This window comes from Corynebacterium sp. 20-84 (genome assembly GCF_053479455.1).
Window position 1 is genome coordinate 1 of record NZ_JBRBCB010000008.1, and the last position, 17350, is coordinate 17350.

The 17350-nt window shown below is 65.3% G+C and carries 19 protein-coding genes; 16 read left to right on the plus strand and 3 right to left on the minus strand.

What is annotated here, in order from left to right; genetic code table 11:
* Positions 1-15 precede the first annotated feature (15 nt).
* The 7 genes from lepB (at position 16) to ACUY2Y_RS07145 (ending at position 5898) form a co-directional block, all read left to right on the plus strand.
* A complete protein-coding gene (gene lepB / locus ACUY2Y_RS07115; protein WP_448325511.1) occupies positions 16-780 on the plus strand; it encodes a signal peptidase I in 765 nt (254 codons plus the stop codon).
* 15 nt (positions 781-795) lie between these two features.
* Positions 796-1449 (plus strand): ribonuclease HII, encoded by a 654-nt coding sequence (locus tag ACUY2Y_RS07120; RefSeq protein ID WP_448325411.1) that lies wholly within the window; start codon positions 796-798, stop codon positions 1447-1449.
* Positions 1439-1744, plus strand: coding sequence for a DUF2469 domain-containing protein (locus ACUY2Y_RS07125; protein WP_076598780.1), 306 nt, complete (start codon positions 1439-1441; stop codon positions 1742-1744). The genes ACUY2Y_RS07120 and ACUY2Y_RS07125 overlap by 11 nt, the downstream gene beginning before the upstream one ends.
* A gap of 84 nt (positions 1745-1828) precedes the next feature.
* Positions 1829-2203 (plus strand): YraN family protein, encoded by a 375-nt coding sequence (locus ACUY2Y_RS07130; protein ID WP_448325412.1) that lies wholly within the window; start codon positions 1829-1831, stop codon positions 2201-2203.
* The gene (locus ACUY2Y_RS07135; protein ID WP_448325413.1) at positions 2190-3707 is read left to right on the plus strand and encodes a YifB family Mg chelatase-like AAA ATPase; all 1518 of its coding nucleotides are present in this window, start codon (positions 2190-2192) and stop codon (positions 3705-3707) included. The genes ACUY2Y_RS07130 and ACUY2Y_RS07135 overlap by 14 nt, the downstream gene beginning before the upstream one ends.
* The gene (dprA, locus tag ACUY2Y_RS07140; protein ID WP_448325414.1) at positions 3704-4870 is read left to right on the plus strand and encodes a DNA-processing protein DprA; all 1167 of its coding nucleotides are present in this window, start codon (positions 3704-3706) and stop codon (positions 4868-4870) included. The genes ACUY2Y_RS07135 and dprA overlap by 4 nt, the downstream gene beginning before the upstream one ends.
* Positions 4871-4935: 65 nt before the next feature.
* Complete coding sequence (locus ACUY2Y_RS07145) at positions 4936-5898, plus strand: tyrosine recombinase XerC (RefSeq protein ID WP_448325415.1); 963 nt, start codon at positions 4936-4938, stop codon at positions 5896-5898.
* Here ACUY2Y_RS07145 and ACUY2Y_RS07150 read toward each other — a convergent pair.
* Complete coding sequence (locus ACUY2Y_RS07150; protein WP_448325416.1) at positions 5861-6397, minus strand: M23 family metallopeptidase; 537 nt, start codon at positions 6395-6397, stop codon at positions 5861-5863. The two genes, ACUY2Y_RS07145 and ACUY2Y_RS07150, sit on opposite strands and share 38 nt — an antisense overlap.
* A gap of 327 nt (positions 6398-6724) precedes the next feature.
* On the opposite strand from ACUY2Y_RS07150, the gene rpsB reads away from it, so the two are divergent.
* The 4 genes from rpsB to ACUY2Y_RS07170 all read left to right on the plus strand — a co-directional run bounded on the left by rpsB (position 6725) and on the right by ACUY2Y_RS07170 (position 10461).
* Entirely contained in the window at positions 6725-7624 is a 900-nt protein-coding gene (gene rpsB / locus ACUY2Y_RS07155) for a 30S ribosomal protein S2 (RefSeq protein ID WP_210571742.1), read from the plus strand.
* 203 nt (positions 7625-7827) lie between these two features.
* Positions 7828-8646: a translation elongation factor Ts gene (gene tsf, locus ACUY2Y_RS07160; RefSeq protein WP_448325417.1), complete on the plus strand. Its 819-nt coding sequence runs from the start codon at positions 7828-7830 to the stop codon at positions 8644-8646.
* Positions 8647-8844: 198 nt separating this feature from the next.
* Positions 8845-9528 carry a UMP kinase gene (gene pyrH / locus ACUY2Y_RS07165; RefSeq protein ID WP_210571868.1) on the plus strand — a complete coding sequence of 228 codons (684 nt, stop codon included), beginning with the start codon at positions 8845-8847 and terminating at the stop codon, positions 9526-9528.
* A 3-nt stretch (positions 9529-9531) separates the two neighbouring features.
* A complete protein-coding gene (locus ACUY2Y_RS07170) occupies positions 9532-10461 on the plus strand; it encodes a DMT family transporter (RefSeq protein ID WP_448325418.1) in 930 nt (309 codons plus the stop codon).
* Here the strand turns inward: ACUY2Y_RS07170 and ACUY2Y_RS07175 are convergent.
* Positions 10444-11556 (minus strand): amidase family protein, encoded by a 1113-nt coding sequence (locus ACUY2Y_RS07175; protein ID WP_448325419.1) that lies wholly within the window; start codon positions 11554-11556, stop codon positions 10444-10446. The two genes, ACUY2Y_RS07170 and ACUY2Y_RS07175, sit on opposite strands and share 18 nt — an antisense overlap.
* Positions 11557-11627: 71 nt before the next feature.
* Here ACUY2Y_RS07175 and frr point away from each other — a divergent pair, with 71 nt between their 5' ends.
* The 3 genes from frr to rlmN are packed head-to-tail and all read left to right on the plus strand — an operon-like array spanning position 11628 to position 14241.
* A complete protein-coding gene (gene frr / locus ACUY2Y_RS07180; protein WP_210571748.1) occupies positions 11628-12185 on the plus strand; it encodes a ribosome recycling factor in 558 nt (185 codons plus the stop codon).
* Between the two features lie 3 nt (positions 12186-12188).
* A complete protein-coding gene (locus ACUY2Y_RS07185; protein ID WP_448325420.1) occupies positions 12189-13091 on the plus strand; it encodes a phosphatidate cytidylyltransferase in 903 nt (300 codons plus the stop codon).
* 40 nt (positions 13092-13131) lie between these two features.
* On the plus strand, positions 13132-14241 hold the full coding sequence (rlmN, locus tag ACUY2Y_RS07190; protein WP_210571750.1) for a 23S rRNA (adenine(2503)-C(2))-methyltransferase RlmN: 1110 nt from the start codon (positions 13132-13134) through the stop codon (positions 14239-14241).
* Between the two features lie 46 nt (positions 14242-14287).
* Here rlmN and ACUY2Y_RS07195 read toward each other — a convergent pair whose 3' ends face one another.
* Complete coding sequence (locus ACUY2Y_RS07195) at positions 14288-14800, minus strand: DUF2631 domain-containing protein (RefSeq protein ID WP_448325421.1); 513 nt, start codon at positions 14798-14800, stop codon at positions 14288-14290.
* Between the two features lie 142 nt (positions 14801-14942).
* On the opposite strand from ACUY2Y_RS07195, the gene dxr reads away from it, so the two are divergent.
* Complete coding sequence (gene dxr, locus ACUY2Y_RS07200) at positions 14943-16112, plus strand: 1-deoxy-D-xylulose-5-phosphate reductoisomerase (protein ID WP_448325422.1); 1170 nt, start codon at positions 14943-14945, stop codon at positions 16110-16112.
* A gap of 21 nt (positions 16113-16133) precedes the next feature.
* Complete coding sequence (locus ACUY2Y_RS07205) at positions 16134-17345, plus strand: M50 family metallopeptidase (protein ID WP_448325423.1); 1212 nt, start codon at positions 16134-16136, stop codon at positions 17343-17345.
* Positions 17346-17350 lie beyond the last annotated feature (5 nt).

A 17350-nucleotide genomic window follows, 5' to 3' on the forward strand; every position in this document is an offset into this window, starting at 1 on the left:
ACCAGCGGGATCTCGATGTACCACGGTGTGGCATTGTCCTCTTCGGCGCGCCGCAAGCGCGCCGAAGAGGACAATGCCACACCGTGGTACATCGAGATCCCGCTGGTCGTCCTGTTGACCTTGGCGCTGATCTTCGTCCTGCAGACGTTCGTGGGGCGCGTGTATTTGATTCCGTCGGCATCGATGGAGCCGACGCTGCACGGCTGCGACGGCTGCAACGGCGACCGTATTTTCGTGCAGAAGGTCAGCTACTACTTCTCGGACCCAGAGCCGGGCGATGTCGTGGTCTTCGAAGGCACGCCGTCGTGGAACACCGATTACGTGTCTAACCGTTCCGATAATGGTTTCGTGGCTGGTCTGCAGCAGCTCGGCTCGTACGTCGGGTTGGTCGCGCCGGACGAGAATGATCTGGTCAAGCGCGTTGTCGCGACTGGCGGTCAGACGGTCTCGTGCCAGGCAGGCGACCCGGCAGTGATGGTGGACGGCGCACCGATCGACCAGTCGTACATTCTCGACCCGCCGGCGAACCCGGTCATCGGCGAGGACGGCTCCGCCGAGTGCGGCGGCAAATTCTTCGGCCCGATCACGGTGCCGGAAGACAATGTCTTCGTCATGGGCGACAACCGCACCAATTCCGCGGATTCGCGCTATCACTCCGGCGATGAATTCCAGGGCACGATCCCGACGGACAATATTCGCGGCAAAGTCTCCTTCATCATCCTGCCGCTGACCCGCATCGGGCCGGTGAAGAACGGCGACGTTGAGCTGCAGCAGCAGTAACAGCGCGCTTTGCACATGCGCCGGCTGAAGCAGCTGCGCACCTTCGAGGTCGCGCTGGACAAAGCGGGGCTCGGGCCCGTCGCGGGAGTCGACGAGGCGGGCCGCGGCGCGTGTTTCGGCCCCATCACCATTGCGGCGTGCGTTCTCCCGCCGCAGCCGATCGCGGCGCTTGAGGGGCTGACCGACTCCAAGAAGCTCACGGCGAAGCGGCGGGAGGAGCTCTACGCGGTGATCGTCGATAAGGCGCTTGCGCACGCCATTGTGCACGTTTCCGCGAAAGACATCGACCGCCGCGGCATCCAGAACGCCAATATAGATGGTGCGCGCCGCGCGATTGCCGCGCTCGACGTCACGCCGGGCTACGTGCTTATCGACGCCTTCCGCATCCCCGGTCTGACCTCCCCCCACCTCCCAGTCATCGGCGGGGACTACACCGCCCGCTGCATCGCCGCCGCCAGCGTGCTGGCCAAAGTGAGCCGCGACCGGCTGGTCACGGGGATGGGGGATGAGTACCCGGGGTACGGCGTCGATAAGCATAAAGGCTATTCGACGCGCGCCCACATGGACGCGGTGCGCCGTCACGGCGCGAGCCCGGAGCATCGCTACACTTATGCCAACGTTGCTGCCGCCCACGAGAAGTACATGAGGAGCATCCACGATGAGCGCTGAAGACCTGGACAATTACGAAGCCGAGGTCGAACTGTCCCTCTACCGCGAATACCGCGACGTGGTCAGCCAATTCTCGTATGTCGTGGAGACCGACCGCCGCTTCTACCTCGCCAACGCCGTCGAGCTCATTCCGCACACCGAAGGCAAGGACGTCTACTACGAAGTCCGCATGTCGGATGCGTGGGTGTGGGACATGTACCGCGCCGTGCGCTTTGTCCGCTACGTGCGCGTGATCACGTACAAGGACGTCAACATCGAGGAGCTCGACAAGCCGGACATGGTCATTCCCGAATAAAAAATTCGCTTCTCGACGGATCCTTCCGCCACTTCCCCTCGTCTAACTAAGTGCAACTACTTGAGTTAACAGAGGGGATTGTTCATGCCTGTAAAACACGACCAGTACATGCTGGGTATGTGCGGCGAATCGAGCGCCGCGGCCTGGTACGAGGACTTGGGCTACGACATCGTGCAGCTGCGCTACCGTGCCCGCGACGGCGAAGTCGACCTGATCGCGCGCTCGCCGCACGGCGAGATCGTCTTCGCTGAGGTGAAAACCCGGCGCAGCACGAGCTTCGGTGCCGCGGAGGCCGTCACGCCGGCGAAGCTGCGCCGGATTCACGCGGCGGCCGCGCAGTGGCTCGCTGAGAAGTCGTCCGGATACGTCTCTGTGCGCTTCGATGTCATCGAGGTCATCTTCGACGGCATCAACGTCTCGTGCCGCATGTACCAGGGGGTCGACGATGGCGCTTGCTAGTACTTTCTCCGCGACTGTCGAGGGCGTCGGTGCGCACCGCGTCACCGTCGAGGCGAATGTCGGGCCCGGGCTGCCCGGCATGCACATCGTGGGACTCGGCGACAAAGCTGTGGGGGAGTCCCGCGACCGGATCCGCACCGCCGTGGCCAACTCGACGCTGCCGTGGCCGCGCACGAAGATCATGGTGTCGCTATCGCCCGCGAACCTGCCGAAAGCCGGCTCCCAATTCGACTTGCCGGTGGCGCTGGCCGTGTTGGCGAGCATGGACCCGCGCGCGGAGCGCAGGCTGGGGCGCAGCCTCATCGTCGGCGAACTCGGCCTCGGCGGGCAGCTGCGGCGTGTGGACGGGATCCTCCAGATCATTCTGGAAGCCCTCGACGATGTCGATCACGTCATAATCCCCGCCGAAAACGCTGCCGAAGCCGCACTGGTCGGGCACCCGGCGGTGAAGGTCGCGGGGAGTCTCACCGAGGCGTGGCTCTGGGCGGTCGGGGAGCGCGAACTGCCCGGCCTGGAGACCGTGAGCCACACCGTGCAGCCTGTGCACGTGCCGGATTTCCGCGACATCGTCGGTCAAGAGCGCGAGCGGCGGGCCATGGAGATCGCAGCTGCCGGCGCCCACCACGTCCTCATGATCGGCGCGCCCGGCTCCGGCAAGTCGATGCTCGCTGAGCGCCTCCCGTCGATTCTTCCGGAACTCTCTCCGCAGCAGGTCGTGGAAGCGACAGCCATTCATTCCATTTCCGGCAATTCCACCGGGGAAGTGATCGTGCAGGCGCCATTCGTCGCGCCGCACCCGTCGCTGGGGCGCGCCGCTCTCATCGGCGGAGGGTCAGGGATCCTGCGGCCGGGCGCCATCAGCCATGCGCACCACGGTGTCCTTTTCTTGGACGAAGTCAGCGAGATCGACGCTCACACTCTCGACGCGTTGCGGGTCCCGCTCGAAAAAGGTGAGGTGAGGCTGACACGCGCGCGGCGCGACGTCGTCTACCCCGCCGACTTCCAGCTCGTCATGGCCGCCAACCCGTGCCGCTGCGGCGTCGACAACGCCGCGAAATGCACCTGCTCCTCGAGCGAGCGCGCCATGTACTTGCGCAACCTGTCGGGGCCGCTGCGCGACCGCATCGACATCAGCCTATCGACGACCTCCGTCGGCGCACTTGTCACCAGCACCGACAACGAACCCTCAGCGGCGATTGCCGAACGCGTCCTCGCCGCCCGCGACCGCGCGCGGCACCGCTGGTCCGCAGCCGGATTGAGCGCGGTGACCAACGCGCGTGTCCCCGGCGCAGTCATCCGGCGCGATTTCCCCGCCGACGAAGAGGGCATGAGCGTGATCAGCAAAGCCTTGAGCAACGGCTCAATCACGCAGCGCGGTGTCGACCGGCTTCTGAGGTTGGCATGGACGGTGGCGGATCTTGGGGGCGTCGATAAGCCGCGTCTTGCTGACGTCATGGACGCCCTCGACCTGCGCGCCACGCAACACGCGGGGGTGATGGCATGAGCTCGCTGGAATCCTGGGCCTACTTGAACCGCGTCGTCGAAGGACCGAACCGGCACATCCAAGCCATGCTCGCCGCCGGACGTGACGCCGATGAACTCGCCCATGGCATACGCACGCGCGCCAGTTGGCTCGGCGAACTCGGCCCTGCCACCGAGCCCCGCTACAGGTGGGACCAGCCTGCCGACGATCTCGCTGCCGCTGAACGCGAAGGCTACCGCCTGCTCACGCCTGAGTCTCCTGAGTGGCCGCGGGACGCGATCGAGATGTCGTTCGGGGCGGCGGTGGCGGGGGCGTCGAAAAGCGATGAAAAGCTTCCTCCCGACGCGCACCCGCCGCACGGACTGTGGGTGCGGGGCAACGCGAATCTCGCGCAACTTTTCGCCAGCGCCGTCGGCATCGTGGGCACTCGTGCCGCGACCTCGTATGGGCATCACGCCACCGCTGACCTGTGCCGGGGTCTCGTGCGCCACCAGCACACGATTGTCTCCGGCGGCGCGCTCGGCATTGACACCGTCGCGCACACCTCCGCGCTGGACGCAGGGGGCGCGACCGTCGTCGTCGCTGCGTGCGGTGCCGGGCAGGTCTACCCGCGGCGCAACGAGGCGCTGTTTTCGCGCATCGCGTCCGAAGGTGGTGCTGTGGTCACCGAATATCCGCCCGGGGTCACGCCCGACCGGCACCGCTTTCTCACGCGCAACCGCCTCGTCGCGGCGCTGACGCAGGGAACCGTCGTCGTGGAAGCCGCCTTCCGGTCTGGGGCCCTAAACACCCTGAAATGGGTCGAGGTGTTCAACCGCGTCGGCATGGCTGTGCCGGGGCCGATCCTCGGACCGGGCTCTTTGGGCACCAACCTGGCCATCCGCGACGGACGCGCCGCCATGGTGCTCAGCGCCGACGATGCTCACGAGAAACTCAGCCCGATTGGCGCTTCCGACGTCGACGGCCAATACGAAATAGACTTCGCCGCCGACGCTGTCCAGCAGCTCTCCCGCAACGAGCTCCGCGTCTACGATTCCCTGCCGCTTTCCGACACCGGGGGGATTGAAGCCTCCGACGTCGCCGCTGCGTGCGGGTTCACGATCGGGCTCACCGTCCATTTGCTCATGGACTTGTCTGGGAAGGGTCTCGTCGCCCGCGAAGGGCAGCACTGGCGCCGCGTGTAGCCCCGGGTCCGGCTAGTGCGCCGAACTATACTGCCGCGAAGACACCTTTTCGCGGCAGTTTTTCAATGCCCGCGAGCACCCAACCAAGGCAGGCGACAGTGGCAGAGCAGATCACACAGCTCGAAGCGGCGATCGACGACTTCGCCGACTATGCGCTGCTCGTCAAAGGGCGTTCGCCCGCCACCGTGAAGGGGTACCGCAGCGACCTGCGCACGCTCGTGCCGTTGTGTGCGACCTTCGCCGAATTCACGCTGCCCACGCTCAGGGCATGGCTTGCCGACGCCCTCCGCTCCGGCCTCGCCCGCTCCACCATGGCCCGCCGCACTGCCGCCGCCCGTGCCTTTTCCACCTGGGCGTATGAGCGCGGACACCTCGATAGCGATGTCGCTGCCCGCCTGGCCACCCCGCAGGTGAACCGGCACCTTCCCGACGTGGTCACGCCCGCGCGCGCCGGGCAGCTCGTCGAAGCGGAGATCAACGCGGACGCCGCTTCGCCAGAGGCGGCCCGCGACCGCGCCATGCTCGAGCTGCTCTACGCCACCGGCATGCGCGTCGCCGAACTGACGGGCCTCGACATCGCGGACATCGACGCTTCTCGACGCCTCGCCCGCGTCACCGGCAAAGGCAACAAACAGCGCGTCGTCCCGTTCGGCGACAACGCTGCCACTGCGCTCGAGGCCTGGCTCGCCCGCCGCGACGAACTCCTCAAACCCGGTGCTACTGCCTCTGCTGACTCCTCTTCCTGCTCTGCCTCGGAGGCGCTCTTCCTCGGCTCCCGGGGCGGACGCATCGACCAGCGCCAAGTCCGCCGCGTCGTCGAGCGCGCAGCGCAGCGCACCGGGGACAGCGACCTAAGCCCCCACGCACTGCGCCACAGCGCAGCGACCCACATGCTTGAAGGAGGAGCGGACCTGCGCGTCGTCCAGGAATTGCTCGGGCATTCGTCGCTGCAGACCACGCAGATCTACACGCACGTGTCCGCGCAACGGCTCAAGAGCGTGTACGACCAGGCGCATCCACGGGCTTGAGGCGTATCTGCGGAGCGTCGAGAAGCGAAAGCGGATTGATATAGGTGTCCTTGCCGGTGCGTGCGCCCCAGTGCAGCCCGTCGTGATCGCCGTTCGGCGGTGCCATCCTGCCGATCGGCTGCCCCTCTTTCACCTTGTCGCCAGTGCGGACCGTGGCGTGCACCGGCTGATACGTCGTGCGGATCCCGTCCGCGTGATCCACCGAGACCACCGGGACACCAGCAATGACGCCGACGTAGGCGACCACGCCGTCCTCCGCGGACAGGATGTCCTGACCCGTCCGCGCCGCCAGATCGACGCCGCGGTGGCCGGGCAACCAGTTCTTGTCGGGAATATCGGCGCGGCGGGTCACGTTCGTCGCAGTCGGTTTGCCGGTCGTCGGATCGACATACGCGGCGGCTGGGACCGCGCCCGCGAATACGACCGCCGCGACAGTACAGAAAAGCGCGCAGAGGGAAAGAAAGGGATGGACACGAGCATGGGAATGAGAAATGTTCATGGGGTCATTGTGGGCGGGGAGGGGACCACGGTGCGTCGATAAGCGAAATGCCCTGTGGATAACCGTGAGGTGTGCACAGTGCGGCGCGCCGCGAATTGGCGCGCACCCAGCAAAGATGTAAGCTTGGTGACCAGCAGTGTGTCCACTCGGGCGCGCTGACTACGCGCGACGAAAATGCCTGGTCACGAAGGTGGCACGGTGCTGCGATCCGCAACGGTCCTCCCGCAAGGCGCGGAAGGCGTGGACGTGGCTCGTCGCTAGGGTGCGGGCAAAACCCGTACAAACTGCAAGAAACCGAACAACTTTAACTCCCAAGGAGACATTCCCATGGCAGTCGTAACCATGCGTGAACTCCTCGACGCAGGTGTGCACTTCGGCCACCAGACGCGTCGTTGGAACCCGAAGATGCGCCGCTTCATCTTCACCGACCGTAACGGCATCTACATCATCGACCTGCAGCAGACGCTGACCTACATCGATGAGGCATACGAATTCGTCAAGGAGACCGTCGCACACGGCGGCACCATCCTGTTCGTCGGCACCAAGAAGCAGGCCCAGGAGCCGGTCCAGGAAGAGGCCGACCGCGTGGGCATGCCGTACGTCAACCACCGTTGGCTCGGCGGCATGCTGACCAACTTCCAGACCGTGTCCAAGCGCCTCGCCCGCATGAAGGAACTGCAGGCCATGGACGCAGCCGAGGACGGCTACGCAGGCCGCGGCAAGAAGGAAGTCCTCATGCTCACCCGCGAGCGCACCAAGCTCGAGCGTGTGCTGGGCGGCATCTCCGAGATGACCAAGACCCCGTCTGCGCTGTGGATCGTCGACACCAACAAGGAGCACATCGCTGTCTCCGAGGCGCAGAAGCTGCGCATCCCGGTCGTCGCAATCCTGGACACCAACTGCGACCCGGACCTCGTCGACTACCCGATCCCGGGCAACGACGACGCCATCCGCTCCGTCAAGCTGCTCACCCACATCGTGGGCGAGGCAGTCGTTGCTGGTAAGCAGCAGCGCGAAGAGCGCCAGCTGGCCAAGGCTCGCGAGGCAGCCGGCGACGCGCCGGTCGAGGCTAACGAGGCAGCCGCTGAGGCTCCAGCCGAGAAGGCTGACGCACCGGAGACCCCGGCAGCTGAGTCCGCAGAGAAGGCAGAGGCTCCGGCTGACAAGGCTGCCACCGAGGCAGTCGAGAACGTCGACTCCGCCAAGAACGACGTCGACCCGGTCTAAACCCCCGGGCCGTACACGGCGTTTACTTTTAGCACCGACCCCCGCGCCTTTTGAGGCGTCCTAACTTCATCAAGGACGCTTCAGGCGCGGGGGTTTTGCGTGCGACACGGCAGCTGGGCATGCCGCTTAGCGGTAAGTCCACTACGCTGTCAGATGACCTTTACACATACTTTTAGTCCCACAATGAGGAGGGTCGCCCAACTATGGCGAACTACACTGCTGCAGACGTGAAGAAGCTCCGCGAAACCACCGGTTCCGGCATGCTCGACTGCAAGAAGGCCCTGGAGGAATCCGCTGGCGATTTCGAGAAGGCCGTTGAGATCCTGCGCATCAAGGGTGCGAAGGACGTGGGCAAGCGCGCTGAGCGCAACGCTCTCGAGGGCCTGGTCGCAGTGTCGGGCAACACGATCGTGGAGATCAACTCCGAGACGGACTTCGTGGCTAAGAACGACGAGTTCAAGCAGCTTGCCGACGATGTCGCTGCCGGCGCTGCCGCCGTCAAGGCGAACACCCCGGAGGAGCTCGCCAACGCCGACGTCAAGGGCCAGTCTGCAGCTGACGCTGTGCAGGCACTGTCCGCGAAGATCGGCGAGAAGCTCGAGCTGCGCCGTGCCGCTACCATCGAGGGCGACCAGGTCGAGGTGTACCTCCACCAGAAGGCTGCGGATCTTCCGCCGGCAGTCGGCGTGCTCGTCGCGTACACGGGCGAGGGCGCTGAGGCTGCGCACCAGGTCGCGCTGCAGATCGCTGCGATGAAGGCTCGTTACCTGTCCAAGGATTCCATCCCGGCTGACATCGTGGAGAAGGAGCGCGCGGTCCAGGAGGAGATCACCCGCAGCGAGGGCAAGCCGGAGGCTGCGATCGAGAAGATCGTCGAGGGCCGTCTGGGCGGCTTCTTCAAGGACGTCGCTCTGCTTGAGCAGCCGTCGCTCGCGGACTCCAAGAAGACTGTCCGCCAGTACGCCGAGGAGAACGGCATTGAGGTCACCGACTTCATCCGCTTCGAGGTCGGTCAGCAGTAAGCTTTAGCTTTCCAGGATCTCGGTTTCGCCGCTTATCGACGGCGGGGCCGAGATCCTTTTTTATTTGCCTCCCCTTCATGACGCTAGAATCGGTGGGTGAATTTTCGCCCCCATGTGAAGGAGTTTTCGGTGACCGACAACGCGACTGTCAACAGCAACGCCTCGGATTCCACGACCCGCCGCGGATACAAGCGGGTCATGTTGAAGCTGGGGGGCGAGATGTTCGGTGGCGGCAACGTCGGCATCGACCCGGATGTGGTGGAAAATGTGGCGAAGCAGATCGCCGAGGTAGCAAGCAACGGCACCGAGGTGGCTGTGGTCATCGGCGGCGGCAATTTCTTCCGCGGCGCTCAGCTGTCCCAGCGCGGCATGGACCGTGCGCGCTCCGACTACATGGGCATGCTCGGCACCGTGATGAACTGCCTGGCTCTCCAAGACTTCCTGCAGCAGCTGGGCGTGGACTGCCGTGTACAGACCGCCATCAACATGGCGCAGATCGCTGAGCCGTACCTGCCGCTACGTGCCGCCCGCCACTTGGAGAAGGGCCGTGTGGTCATCTTCGGCGCCGGCATGGGCATGCCGTATTTCTCCACCGACACCACCGCAGCACAGCGCGCCCTGGAGATCGGGTGCGAGGTGCTACTCATGGCGAAGGCCGTTGACGGCGTCTACTCCGACGATCCCCGCACCAACCCGGATGCGGAGTTCTACAGCGAGATCAGCCCGCGAGAGGCACTTGAGAAGGGTCTGAAGGTCGCAGACGCCACCGCATTCAGTCTCTGCATGGACAACAACATGCCGATCCTCGTGTTCAACCTCCTCAAGGAGGGCAATATCGCCCGTGCGGTGTCGGGTGAGCAGATCGGCACGCTCGTCCAGTAACTCATGCTGACTGCTGCTGCTATGGCCGTGGGGGCCGTCATCCCCGCGCAGACTGCTGTGAACAGCCGCCTACGCGGTGCGATTGGTGCGCCGATTCCCGCGGCGTTCATTTCTTTTTTCATCGCCTTTTGCTGCGCCGCCGCCCTCGCGGGAGTGTTGGCTGCGACGACGGGTCCCGGCATTGACCTGACGCAGGCTTTCGGTGAGCCGTGGTGGGTGTGGATCGGCGGCCTGATGGGCGTCATCTTCATCACCGGCAACGTGATCCTGTTCCCGAAAATCGGCGCCGTCGAGACGGTCGTCCTGCCGATTCTGGGGCAGGTGATCATGGCGCTGGTGATCGATAATTTCGGTCTGTTCGGGGCGGTACAGACCGATGTCGGGTGGCTTCGGGTGCTCGGCGCCCTCGTCGTCGTGGCGGGCATCGTGCTCGTGCATGTGGTGGGGCGCGCCCCGAGTTCCGCACATGGCGACGCGGCCTCGACCTCCGCGTGGGCGTGGCGTGCACTCGGTGTGTTCATGGGCATGTGCTCGGCCTCCCAGACAGCGGCGAACGGCTACCTCGGCGAAGTGCTGGGCAGCTCCATCCAGGCTGGGTCCGTGAACCTCGGCGTCGGCGTAATCCTGCTGTTTTTGCTCAGCATCGGTCTCACCGATTCGCGCAAGGCACTGTTGTCCGGCATTGAGCGCGGGCCGTGGTGGATGTGGCTCGGTGGTGTCTGCGGCGCGATTTTCGTCATCGGGGCGGCCACACTGTCCCCGTTGATCGGCACCGGTGCCACGGTGATCGGCATCCTGGCCGGAACGATCATCGCGGGCCAGGCGATCGAGCGCTTCGGCCTCTTCGGCTCGCCGCGGTCGGTGCTTCAGCCGGTCCGCGTGCTGGGGCTGTTGTTCGTCTTCGTGGGCGCCGTGCTAGTTCGCACGCTGTAGTTTCCACTCGGCCGCGACCGGTTCGACCAGCCGGGCGAGCTCGAGCACGGTCGCGTCGTCCGCCGCCGTTGTGACGCCGCCGATCTGCACCGGCCCCACAGCGATCGCCGGCGCGCCGGAGAGGTTGAACAGCGACCCCCACGGCGACCATTCGGTCTGAGCTTCGAAGGAATCGGCGGGGGAGAGCGACGGGAAGAACCCCAGCGGAGGCGGGTCGGTGGCGATCATCGGGGTGATTACAGCATCGACACCCCATTCCGCGCGCACAATTTCCGGCAGGGCATCGATGTGGCGGTTCGCGGCTAAGAGCTGGGAGGAGGTGACGGAGCGGCCTTCGTCGCAAAGCCAGGCGATGTACGCGCTGTCTTCCGGATCCGCTTTGGAAAACGCGTGCTTGATACGCGTCTGGAAATGCCGGTACGTCTCGGTCGCCGCGGGATACGGCGCGACTTCGCGGACCTCGCACACCTCCGCCACGGCCTCCGCGGCACGCTTGACGACGGCGGCGCGGTCGGCAGCCACCTGCGCATTCGGCGTGAACAGCGGCTGAGTGAGCACGCCGACGGTGAGTCCCTCCAGTCTGCGCGGACGCGCAGCCCACAGCTCGATCTGGTCGGCGACCGCCGCCGTGATGAAACCGTCTACCGAACCCGACTCCGGGAGACCCGCCGGCTTGAACCCCACGACCTCGCACGCGGCGGCGGGCACACGCAAGGACCCGCCGGCATCACTGCCGTGGGCGGCGCGGTGCAGGCCATCTGCCACGACGACCGCGGCACCGCTCGATGAACCACCAGGTGTGCAGCCGGGGTAGGCGGGGGAGGAGAGCAAGGGGACGTCGTCACGCTCTGCGTAGATCGTCGCGCCGAGCTCGGACGTGACTGTCTTGCCGTTGATCGCGGCGCCCTGGCGTCGGAGCCTATTCAGAAAGGGGCTTGTATCCGTGGCGATGAGTCCCCTGCGCGGACTGCCCCACGTCGTCGGCCAGCCGGCCACATCGGCGGTGTCTTTCGCGGGGATCACCCACCCGTCCAACCGTCCGCCGCGAAGAGGCGGCAGTGGCTCGGCGGGGAGAAAAGAAAAGGCGGGGTGCATGGTGACTCATAGTGTAGGAGGAAAGCAGCGCGCTGCTAGATTGGATGGAGACAAAGCGAAAGGATGACAACATGATCGACGACGTACTTCTCGACGCAGAGGAGCGCATGACCAGCTCCGTAGACCACACCCGCAACGAACTGGTCACCATCCGAACCGGACGCGCCAACCCGGCCATGTTCAACGGCGTCATGGCTGACTTCTACGGTGCTCCCACCCCGATCAACCAGATGGCTACCGTCTCTGTCCCCGAACCGCGCATGCTCCTGATCAAGCCGTTCGACCCGTCGACCCTCGGCGAGATCGAGAACGCGATCCGCAATTCCGACCTCGGTGTCAACCCCACCGACGATGGCAACGTCATCCGCGTGACCATCCCGCAGCTCACTGAGGAGCGTCGCCGCGACCTGGTCAAGCAGGCCAAGGCGAAGGGCGAAGACGGCAAGATCGCCATCCGCAACGTCCGCCGCTCCGGCATGGACGCGCTGAAGAAGATCCAGAAAGACGGCGACGCCGGCGAGGACGAGGTCACCGCAGCCGAGAAGGAGCTGGACAAGACCACCGCCAAGTACGTCGAGCAGGTCGACGAGCTGGTTTCCCGCAAGGAAGCCGAACTCCTCGAGGTTTAAACCGTGGCCGAATCCCACTCCCGCGAATCTTTGGACGCGGTGCACTCTCGTCGCGTGCAACTGCCGCGGCCGAAGAACTCCGCCGGGCGGAATCTGCCTGCCGCGATCGCCGTGGGAGTAGGCCTTGCCGCACTCGTCCTGGTAGCCACGTACGTCGGGCCCGTCATGTGGTACCCGGTGGTGTGCACCGCTGCCGCATTAGGCATGTGGGAGGTGCTCACACGCCTGCGCGAAAACGGCTACGGGGTCTACCGTTTCGTCGTGATCGTGCTCGGGCTGTGCATGATTGTCTCGACGTGGCAGTTCGGCTATCCCGGACTCTTAGCGACATTCACGTTGAGCGCACTGACCATCATGTTCGCGCGACTGTTTTTCAATGGGCGGCACAGTCCGCCGCGCAACTATTTGCGCGATACAGCGGTGAGCATTTTCATCCTGGTGTGGATCGGGTTGTTCGGTTCGTTCGCCGCGATGATCTCGCGTCTCGAGTCAGGGAACGTCACCGGCAGCTATTTCATCGTCACGTTCATCTTGTGCGTGGTGGCCTCTGACGTCGGGGGCTATGTGTCCGGTGTACTGTTCGGTTCCCACCCGATGGCGCCAGCGGTCAGCCCGAAGAAGTCCTGGGAAGGATTCGCCGGCTCCGTCACCTTCGGTGCGGTCGCAGGTGTGCTCAGCGGCATTTATCTGCTCGGTAGTCCCTGGTGGGCCGGGCTGGTGTTCGGACTCGGAATCGTCGTGTGCGCCACACTCGGCGACCTGGTGGAAAGCCAGTTCAAACGCGAGCTCGGTCTCAAGGACATGTCCGGGTTGCTGCCGGGCCACGGCGGCATGATGGACCGCATCGACGGCATTCTTCCCGCCGCAGCCGCTACGTGGCTACTGATGAATGTCGTGGTTCTCTGATTAGAAAACGGGGCTGCGACGTGCCAGAATGGGGCTCGTCATGAGTGATATTCCCAAGATCCAGTTGATCTCGCCGAAGCGCGGGATGCCGCCGAAGCACTTCGCAGACTTGAACGCGCAGGAGCGTATCGACGCCCTCGCGGATCTCGGCCTGCCCAAGTTCCGCGCCGACCAGATCGCCCGCCACTATTACGGGCGTTTCGAGGCGGACCCGTCGACCATGACGGACCTTCCCGCCGCGCAGCGGCAGGCTGTCAAAGATGCACTGTTCCCGCGTCTGCTCACTCCGGTCCGCACCGTCGAGACCGACGAGGGTGATACCACCAAGACCCTGTGGCGCCTGCACGACGGAATCCTGCTGGAGTCGGTGCTCATGCGCTACCCGGGCCGCGCAACACTGTGTATTTCTTCGCAGGCAGGCTGCGGCATGGCGTGCCCGTTCTGCGCCACGGGCCAGGGCGGTCTCGACCGCAACTTGTCCACCGCGGAGATCGTCGACCAGGTCCGCGAGGCCGCCGCGATGATGGAGGCCGAGGGCGGCCGCCTGACCAACGTGGTCTTCATGGGCATGGGCGAGCCGCTGGCGAATTACAAGCGCGTGGTGTCCGCGGTGCGCCAGATCGTCTCGCCCGCGCCGGCAGGCTTCGGCATTTCGCAGCGCAACGTCACGGTCTCCACGGTGGGGCTCGCCCCAGCGATCCGCAAGCTCGCCGACGAGGGTCTCAACGTGACACTCGCCGTGTCCCTGCACACGCCGGACGATGAACTGCGCGACACGCTCGTCCCGATGAACAACCGCTTCACCGTCGAGGACGTGCTCACATCCGCGCGCTATTACGCGGATCAGACAGGTCGCCGCGTGTCCATCGAGTACGCGCTCATCCGCGACATCAACGACCACGATTTCCGCGCGGACATGCTGGGGCGCAAGCTTCACGACGCACTCGGACCCCTCGTCCACGTCAACCTCATCCCGCTGAATCCGACACCGGGTTCGAAGTGGGACGCTTCGCCGCGCGAGCGCCAGGACGAATTCGTCCGCCGCGTTATCGCCCAGGGCGTCACCTGCACGGTGCGCGACACGAAGGGCCAGGAGATCGCAGCGGCGTGCGGTCAGCTCGCGGCCGACGAGAAGCAAGCGGGCGCATAAAAATAACGCTCCGGGAGTTCCCCGGAGCGCTTATCGACGCAGCGTCTTAGCGTCGCTCATCCTTCACCCGCAGAGTCTCCCGGACGTTCGGGATCTCCGGAGCAGCGATGTCCTCGCGCAGTTCGTGGGCACCGCGAGCGGAGCCCTGGATCGCCGGAGCACTGTGCACAGTGGCCGGGTCGATGTTGAGTGCGCGCAGCTGGCTGTCGGTCAGCTCGGCGTAGCGGCCGGTCAGCGTGTGCTGCTCGTGGGTCCAGTTCGGCTCGACGTGACCCTCCGGCTTGTTGTGCGCGGTGAGGGTGCGGACCTGGGAGAGCTCCGGACGCAGGGCGAACAGGATCAGACCGATGGCGATCAGTGCTGCGATGGAGATCAACCAGATCGTCTCGACGTGGCCACGGTGGTTACCGAAGTTGTAGCCGAGGAGGAACAGCACGGAAATCCAGCCGGCAATCTGAATGGTCTTCGGCGTCAGCTCGCTCCAGCCGAGCTTCGCCGACGGGACATCGGCCTCGGAAACACCGTTGTACACCTGGGGTGCATCGTCCTTAGCGCTCACAGCACACTCCTTGCGTGAAATCAGTTCTTGTCCATTATATTGGCACACCGCTCGCACCCGCCGCGATTCATCCCCCCGAAAGTCGCCCGAAAGTCCGGGTGCGGCAAACGTTCGTTTGACCCCGCCATGAAGCCCGTGCGGTGTGTGTGAGAATAGAGCGGTGCGAAAAGTTCTCATCTTGGGGTCCACTGGGTCAATCGGTACGCAGGCGTTGGAGGTCATCGCCGCGGCGCCGGAGCAATTCGAGGTCGTCGGCATCGCTGCCGGGGGGTCGGACCCGCAGGCTGTCATCGCCCAGGCGAAGAGATGGGGGCTGAAGGGGGATCAGGTGGGCGTCGCTAAGCAATCTGCGTCTGCTGTTGTCGCGGAAGCTCTCGGTGAGCCTGTGCGTGCGGGCGAGCACGCGGCGGAGGAGCTCGTGCGCGACATCGATGCGGACGTGGTGCTCAACGCGCTCGTGGGCTCGCTGGGACTCGCGTCGACGCTGGCAACGCTCGACCGCGGCGCCGTGCTCGCCCTCGCGAATAAGGAATCCCTGGTTGCCGGCGGCGACTTGGTCACCGCGAAAGGCGGCGACATCGTGCCCGTCGACTCCGAGCACTCCGCGATGGCGCAATGCCTGCGGGCAGGACGCGCCGCCGACGTCGACCGCTACGTGCTCACCGCATCCGGCGGGCCATTCCGCGGCTGGACCCGCGAGCAAATGTGGGACGTCACCCCCGCGCAAGCCGCCGCGCACCCGACGTGGTCGATGGGGCAGATGAACACGCTGAACTCCGCGACGATGATCAACAAAGGCCTCGAACTCATCGAAGCGACCCTGCTGTTCGGCATTTCCCCGGACATCATCGACGTCGTCGTGCACCCGCAGTCGATCGTGCACTCGATGGTGACGTTCAACGACGGCGCCACGATCGCGCAAGCCTCGCCGCCGTCGATGAAGATGCCGATCGCGCACGCGCTCGCGTGGCCTGGGCGCGTCGCGGGCGCGCAGCCGGCGCTCGACTTCCGCGAAGCCATGGATTGGCGCTTCGAGCCGCTCGACGAGTCGGCGTTTCCCGCGGTGCGTCTCGCACGCGAGGTCGCGGCGGCGCGCGGCACCTACCCGGCGGTGTACAACGCGGCCAACGAGGAAGCCGCGGCGGCGTTCCTCGCGGGGCGGATCCGCTTTCCGCAGATCGTCGACATCGTGGCTGAGGTGCTCGATTCGGCGTCGTCGTACACAGTGGTACCGTCTTCCTTCGACGAAATCGTGGGCGTCGAAACCCAGGCCCGGCAGCGTGCCAATTCGCTTATCGACGCCACCTCCTAACCCCAGGAAGGCCACACCCCCATGGGAGCATTTGTATTAGGCATCGTGCTCTTCGCCGTGTGCATCGCTTTGTCGATCGCGCTGCACGAGGCCGGGCACATGCTCACCGCGAAGGCGTTCGGAATGCGCGTGCGGCGGTTCTTCCTGGGCTTCGGCCCGACGCTTGCGTCCACGAAAAAAGGCGAGACTGAATACGGCATTGCGGCCCTGCCATTCGGCGGCTTCTGCGATATCGCCGGCATGACCGCGATGGACGATTTGAGCGCCGAGGAAGAGTCCTATGCCATGTACCGCAAGCCGTGGTGGCAGCGCGTGGCGGTGATGAGCGGCGGCATCGTGATGAACCTGCTGCTCGGATTCATGGTCATCTACCTGTTGGCCGTGAGCTCCGGGATCCCGAACCCGTACGCCGACCGCACTCCGACTGTCGGGGAGCTGACATGCACCTCCGACCAGGTCGACGAGACAAACGTCGCGGATTGCACCGGTGACGGTCCTGCCGCTGCCGCTGGGGTGCGCGCAGGCGACCGTCTTCTCACCGTCGACGGGGAGGAGCTGGAGTCGTTCGTTCAGTTACGCGACTACGTTCTCGCCCGTCCTGGCGACACCGTTGTCCTTGGTGTGGAGCGTGGCGTGGAGAGCCTCGACATTTCGGTTGAGCTCGATGAAGTCGTCCGCTTCGGCGCTGACGGCCAGCCGTTCACAGCGGGTGCGATCGGCATGGGCAACGCGCCGGTGGCCGACGCCATGAAGCGCTTCGGGCCGGTTGAAGCAGTGCCGGCGGCGGGGCGTTTGTCGGGGGAGATGATCTCGGCGAGCGTCAAGGGATTGGCGGCGTTTCCGGGCAAGATCCCGGGCGTGGTCTCCGCGATTTTCGGCGGCGAGCGCGATGTCGAAGGCCCGATCAGCGTCGTCGGCGCATCCCGCGCGGGCGGCGAACTGGCGGAGCGCAACCAGTGGGCGATCTTCTTCTCGCTGCTGGCCTCCCTGAACTTCTTCCTGGCGCTGTTCAATCTCGTTCCGCTTCCGCCTCTGGACGGCGGCCACATCGCCGTTGTCCTCTACGAAGCCGTCCGGGACCGGATCCGTCGGCTGCGTGGCCTACCGCCGGGCGGACCCGTGAATTACGAGAAGCTCATGCCGCTGACCTACGCCATGGCGGCGCTACTGCTGGGGGTGGGCGTGCTCGTGATCATCGCGGACGTGACTAACCCAGTCCGATTGTTCGGGTAGCGCGC

Excerpts from the sequence above, each read along its gene's own strand:
- lepB (WP_448325511.1), top strand. The coding sequence starts at position 16 with ATGTACCACGGTGTGGCATTGTCCTCTTCGGCGCGCCGCAAGCGCGCC.
- ACUY2Y_RS07120 (WP_448325411.1), top strand. The coding sequence starts at position 796 with ATGCGCCGGCTGAAGCAGCTGCGCACCTTCGAGGTCGCGCTGGACAAA.
- ACUY2Y_RS07125 (WP_076598780.1), top strand. The coding sequence starts at position 1,439 with ATGAGCGCTGAAGACCTGGACAATTACGAAGCCGAGGTCGAACTGTCC.
- ACUY2Y_RS07130 (WP_448325412.1), top strand. The coding sequence starts at position 1,829 with ATGCCTGTAAAACACGACCAGTACATGCTGGGTATGTGCGGCGAATCG.
- ACUY2Y_RS07135 (WP_448325413.1), top strand. The coding sequence starts at position 2,190 with ATGGCGCTTGCTAGTACTTTCTCCGCGACTGTCGAGGGCGTCGGTGCG.
- dprA (WP_448325414.1), top strand. The coding sequence starts at position 3,704 with ATGAGCTCGCTGGAATCCTGGGCCTACTTGAACCGCGTCGTCGAAGGA.
- ACUY2Y_RS07145 (WP_448325415.1), top strand. The coding sequence starts at position 4,936 with ATGCCCGCGAGCACCCAACCAAGGCAGGCGACAGTGGCAGAGCAGATC.
- ACUY2Y_RS07150 (WP_448325416.1), bottom strand. The coding sequence starts at position 6,397 with ATGAACATTTCTCATTCCCATGCTCGTGTCCATCCCTTTCTTTCCCTC.
- rpsB (WP_210571742.1), top strand. The coding sequence starts at position 6,725 with ATGGCAGTCGTAACCATGCGTGAACTCCTCGACGCAGGTGTGCACTTC.
- tsf (WP_448325417.1), top strand. The coding sequence starts at position 7,828 with ATGGCGAACTACACTGCTGCAGACGTGAAGAAGCTCCGCGAAACCACC.
- pyrH (WP_210571868.1), top strand. The coding sequence starts at position 8,845 with ATGTTGAAGCTGGGGGGCGAGATGTTCGGTGGCGGCAACGTCGGCATC.
- ACUY2Y_RS07170 (WP_448325418.1), top strand. The coding sequence starts at position 9,532 with ATGCTGACTGCTGCTGCTATGGCCGTGGGGGCCGTCATCCCCGCGCAG.
- ACUY2Y_RS07175 (WP_448325419.1), bottom strand. The coding sequence starts at position 11,556 with ATGCACCCCGCCTTTTCTTTTCTCCCCGCCGAGCCACTGCCGCCTCTT.
- frr (WP_210571748.1), top strand. The coding sequence starts at position 11,628 with ATGATCGACGACGTACTTCTCGACGCAGAGGAGCGCATGACCAGCTCC.
- rlmN (WP_210571750.1), top strand. The coding sequence starts at position 13,132 with ATGAGTGATATTCCCAAGATCCAGTTGATCTCGCCGAAGCGCGGGATG.
- ACUY2Y_RS07205 (WP_448325423.1), top strand. The coding sequence starts at position 16,134 with ATGGGAGCATTTGTATTAGGCATCGTGCTCTTCGCCGTGTGCATCGCT.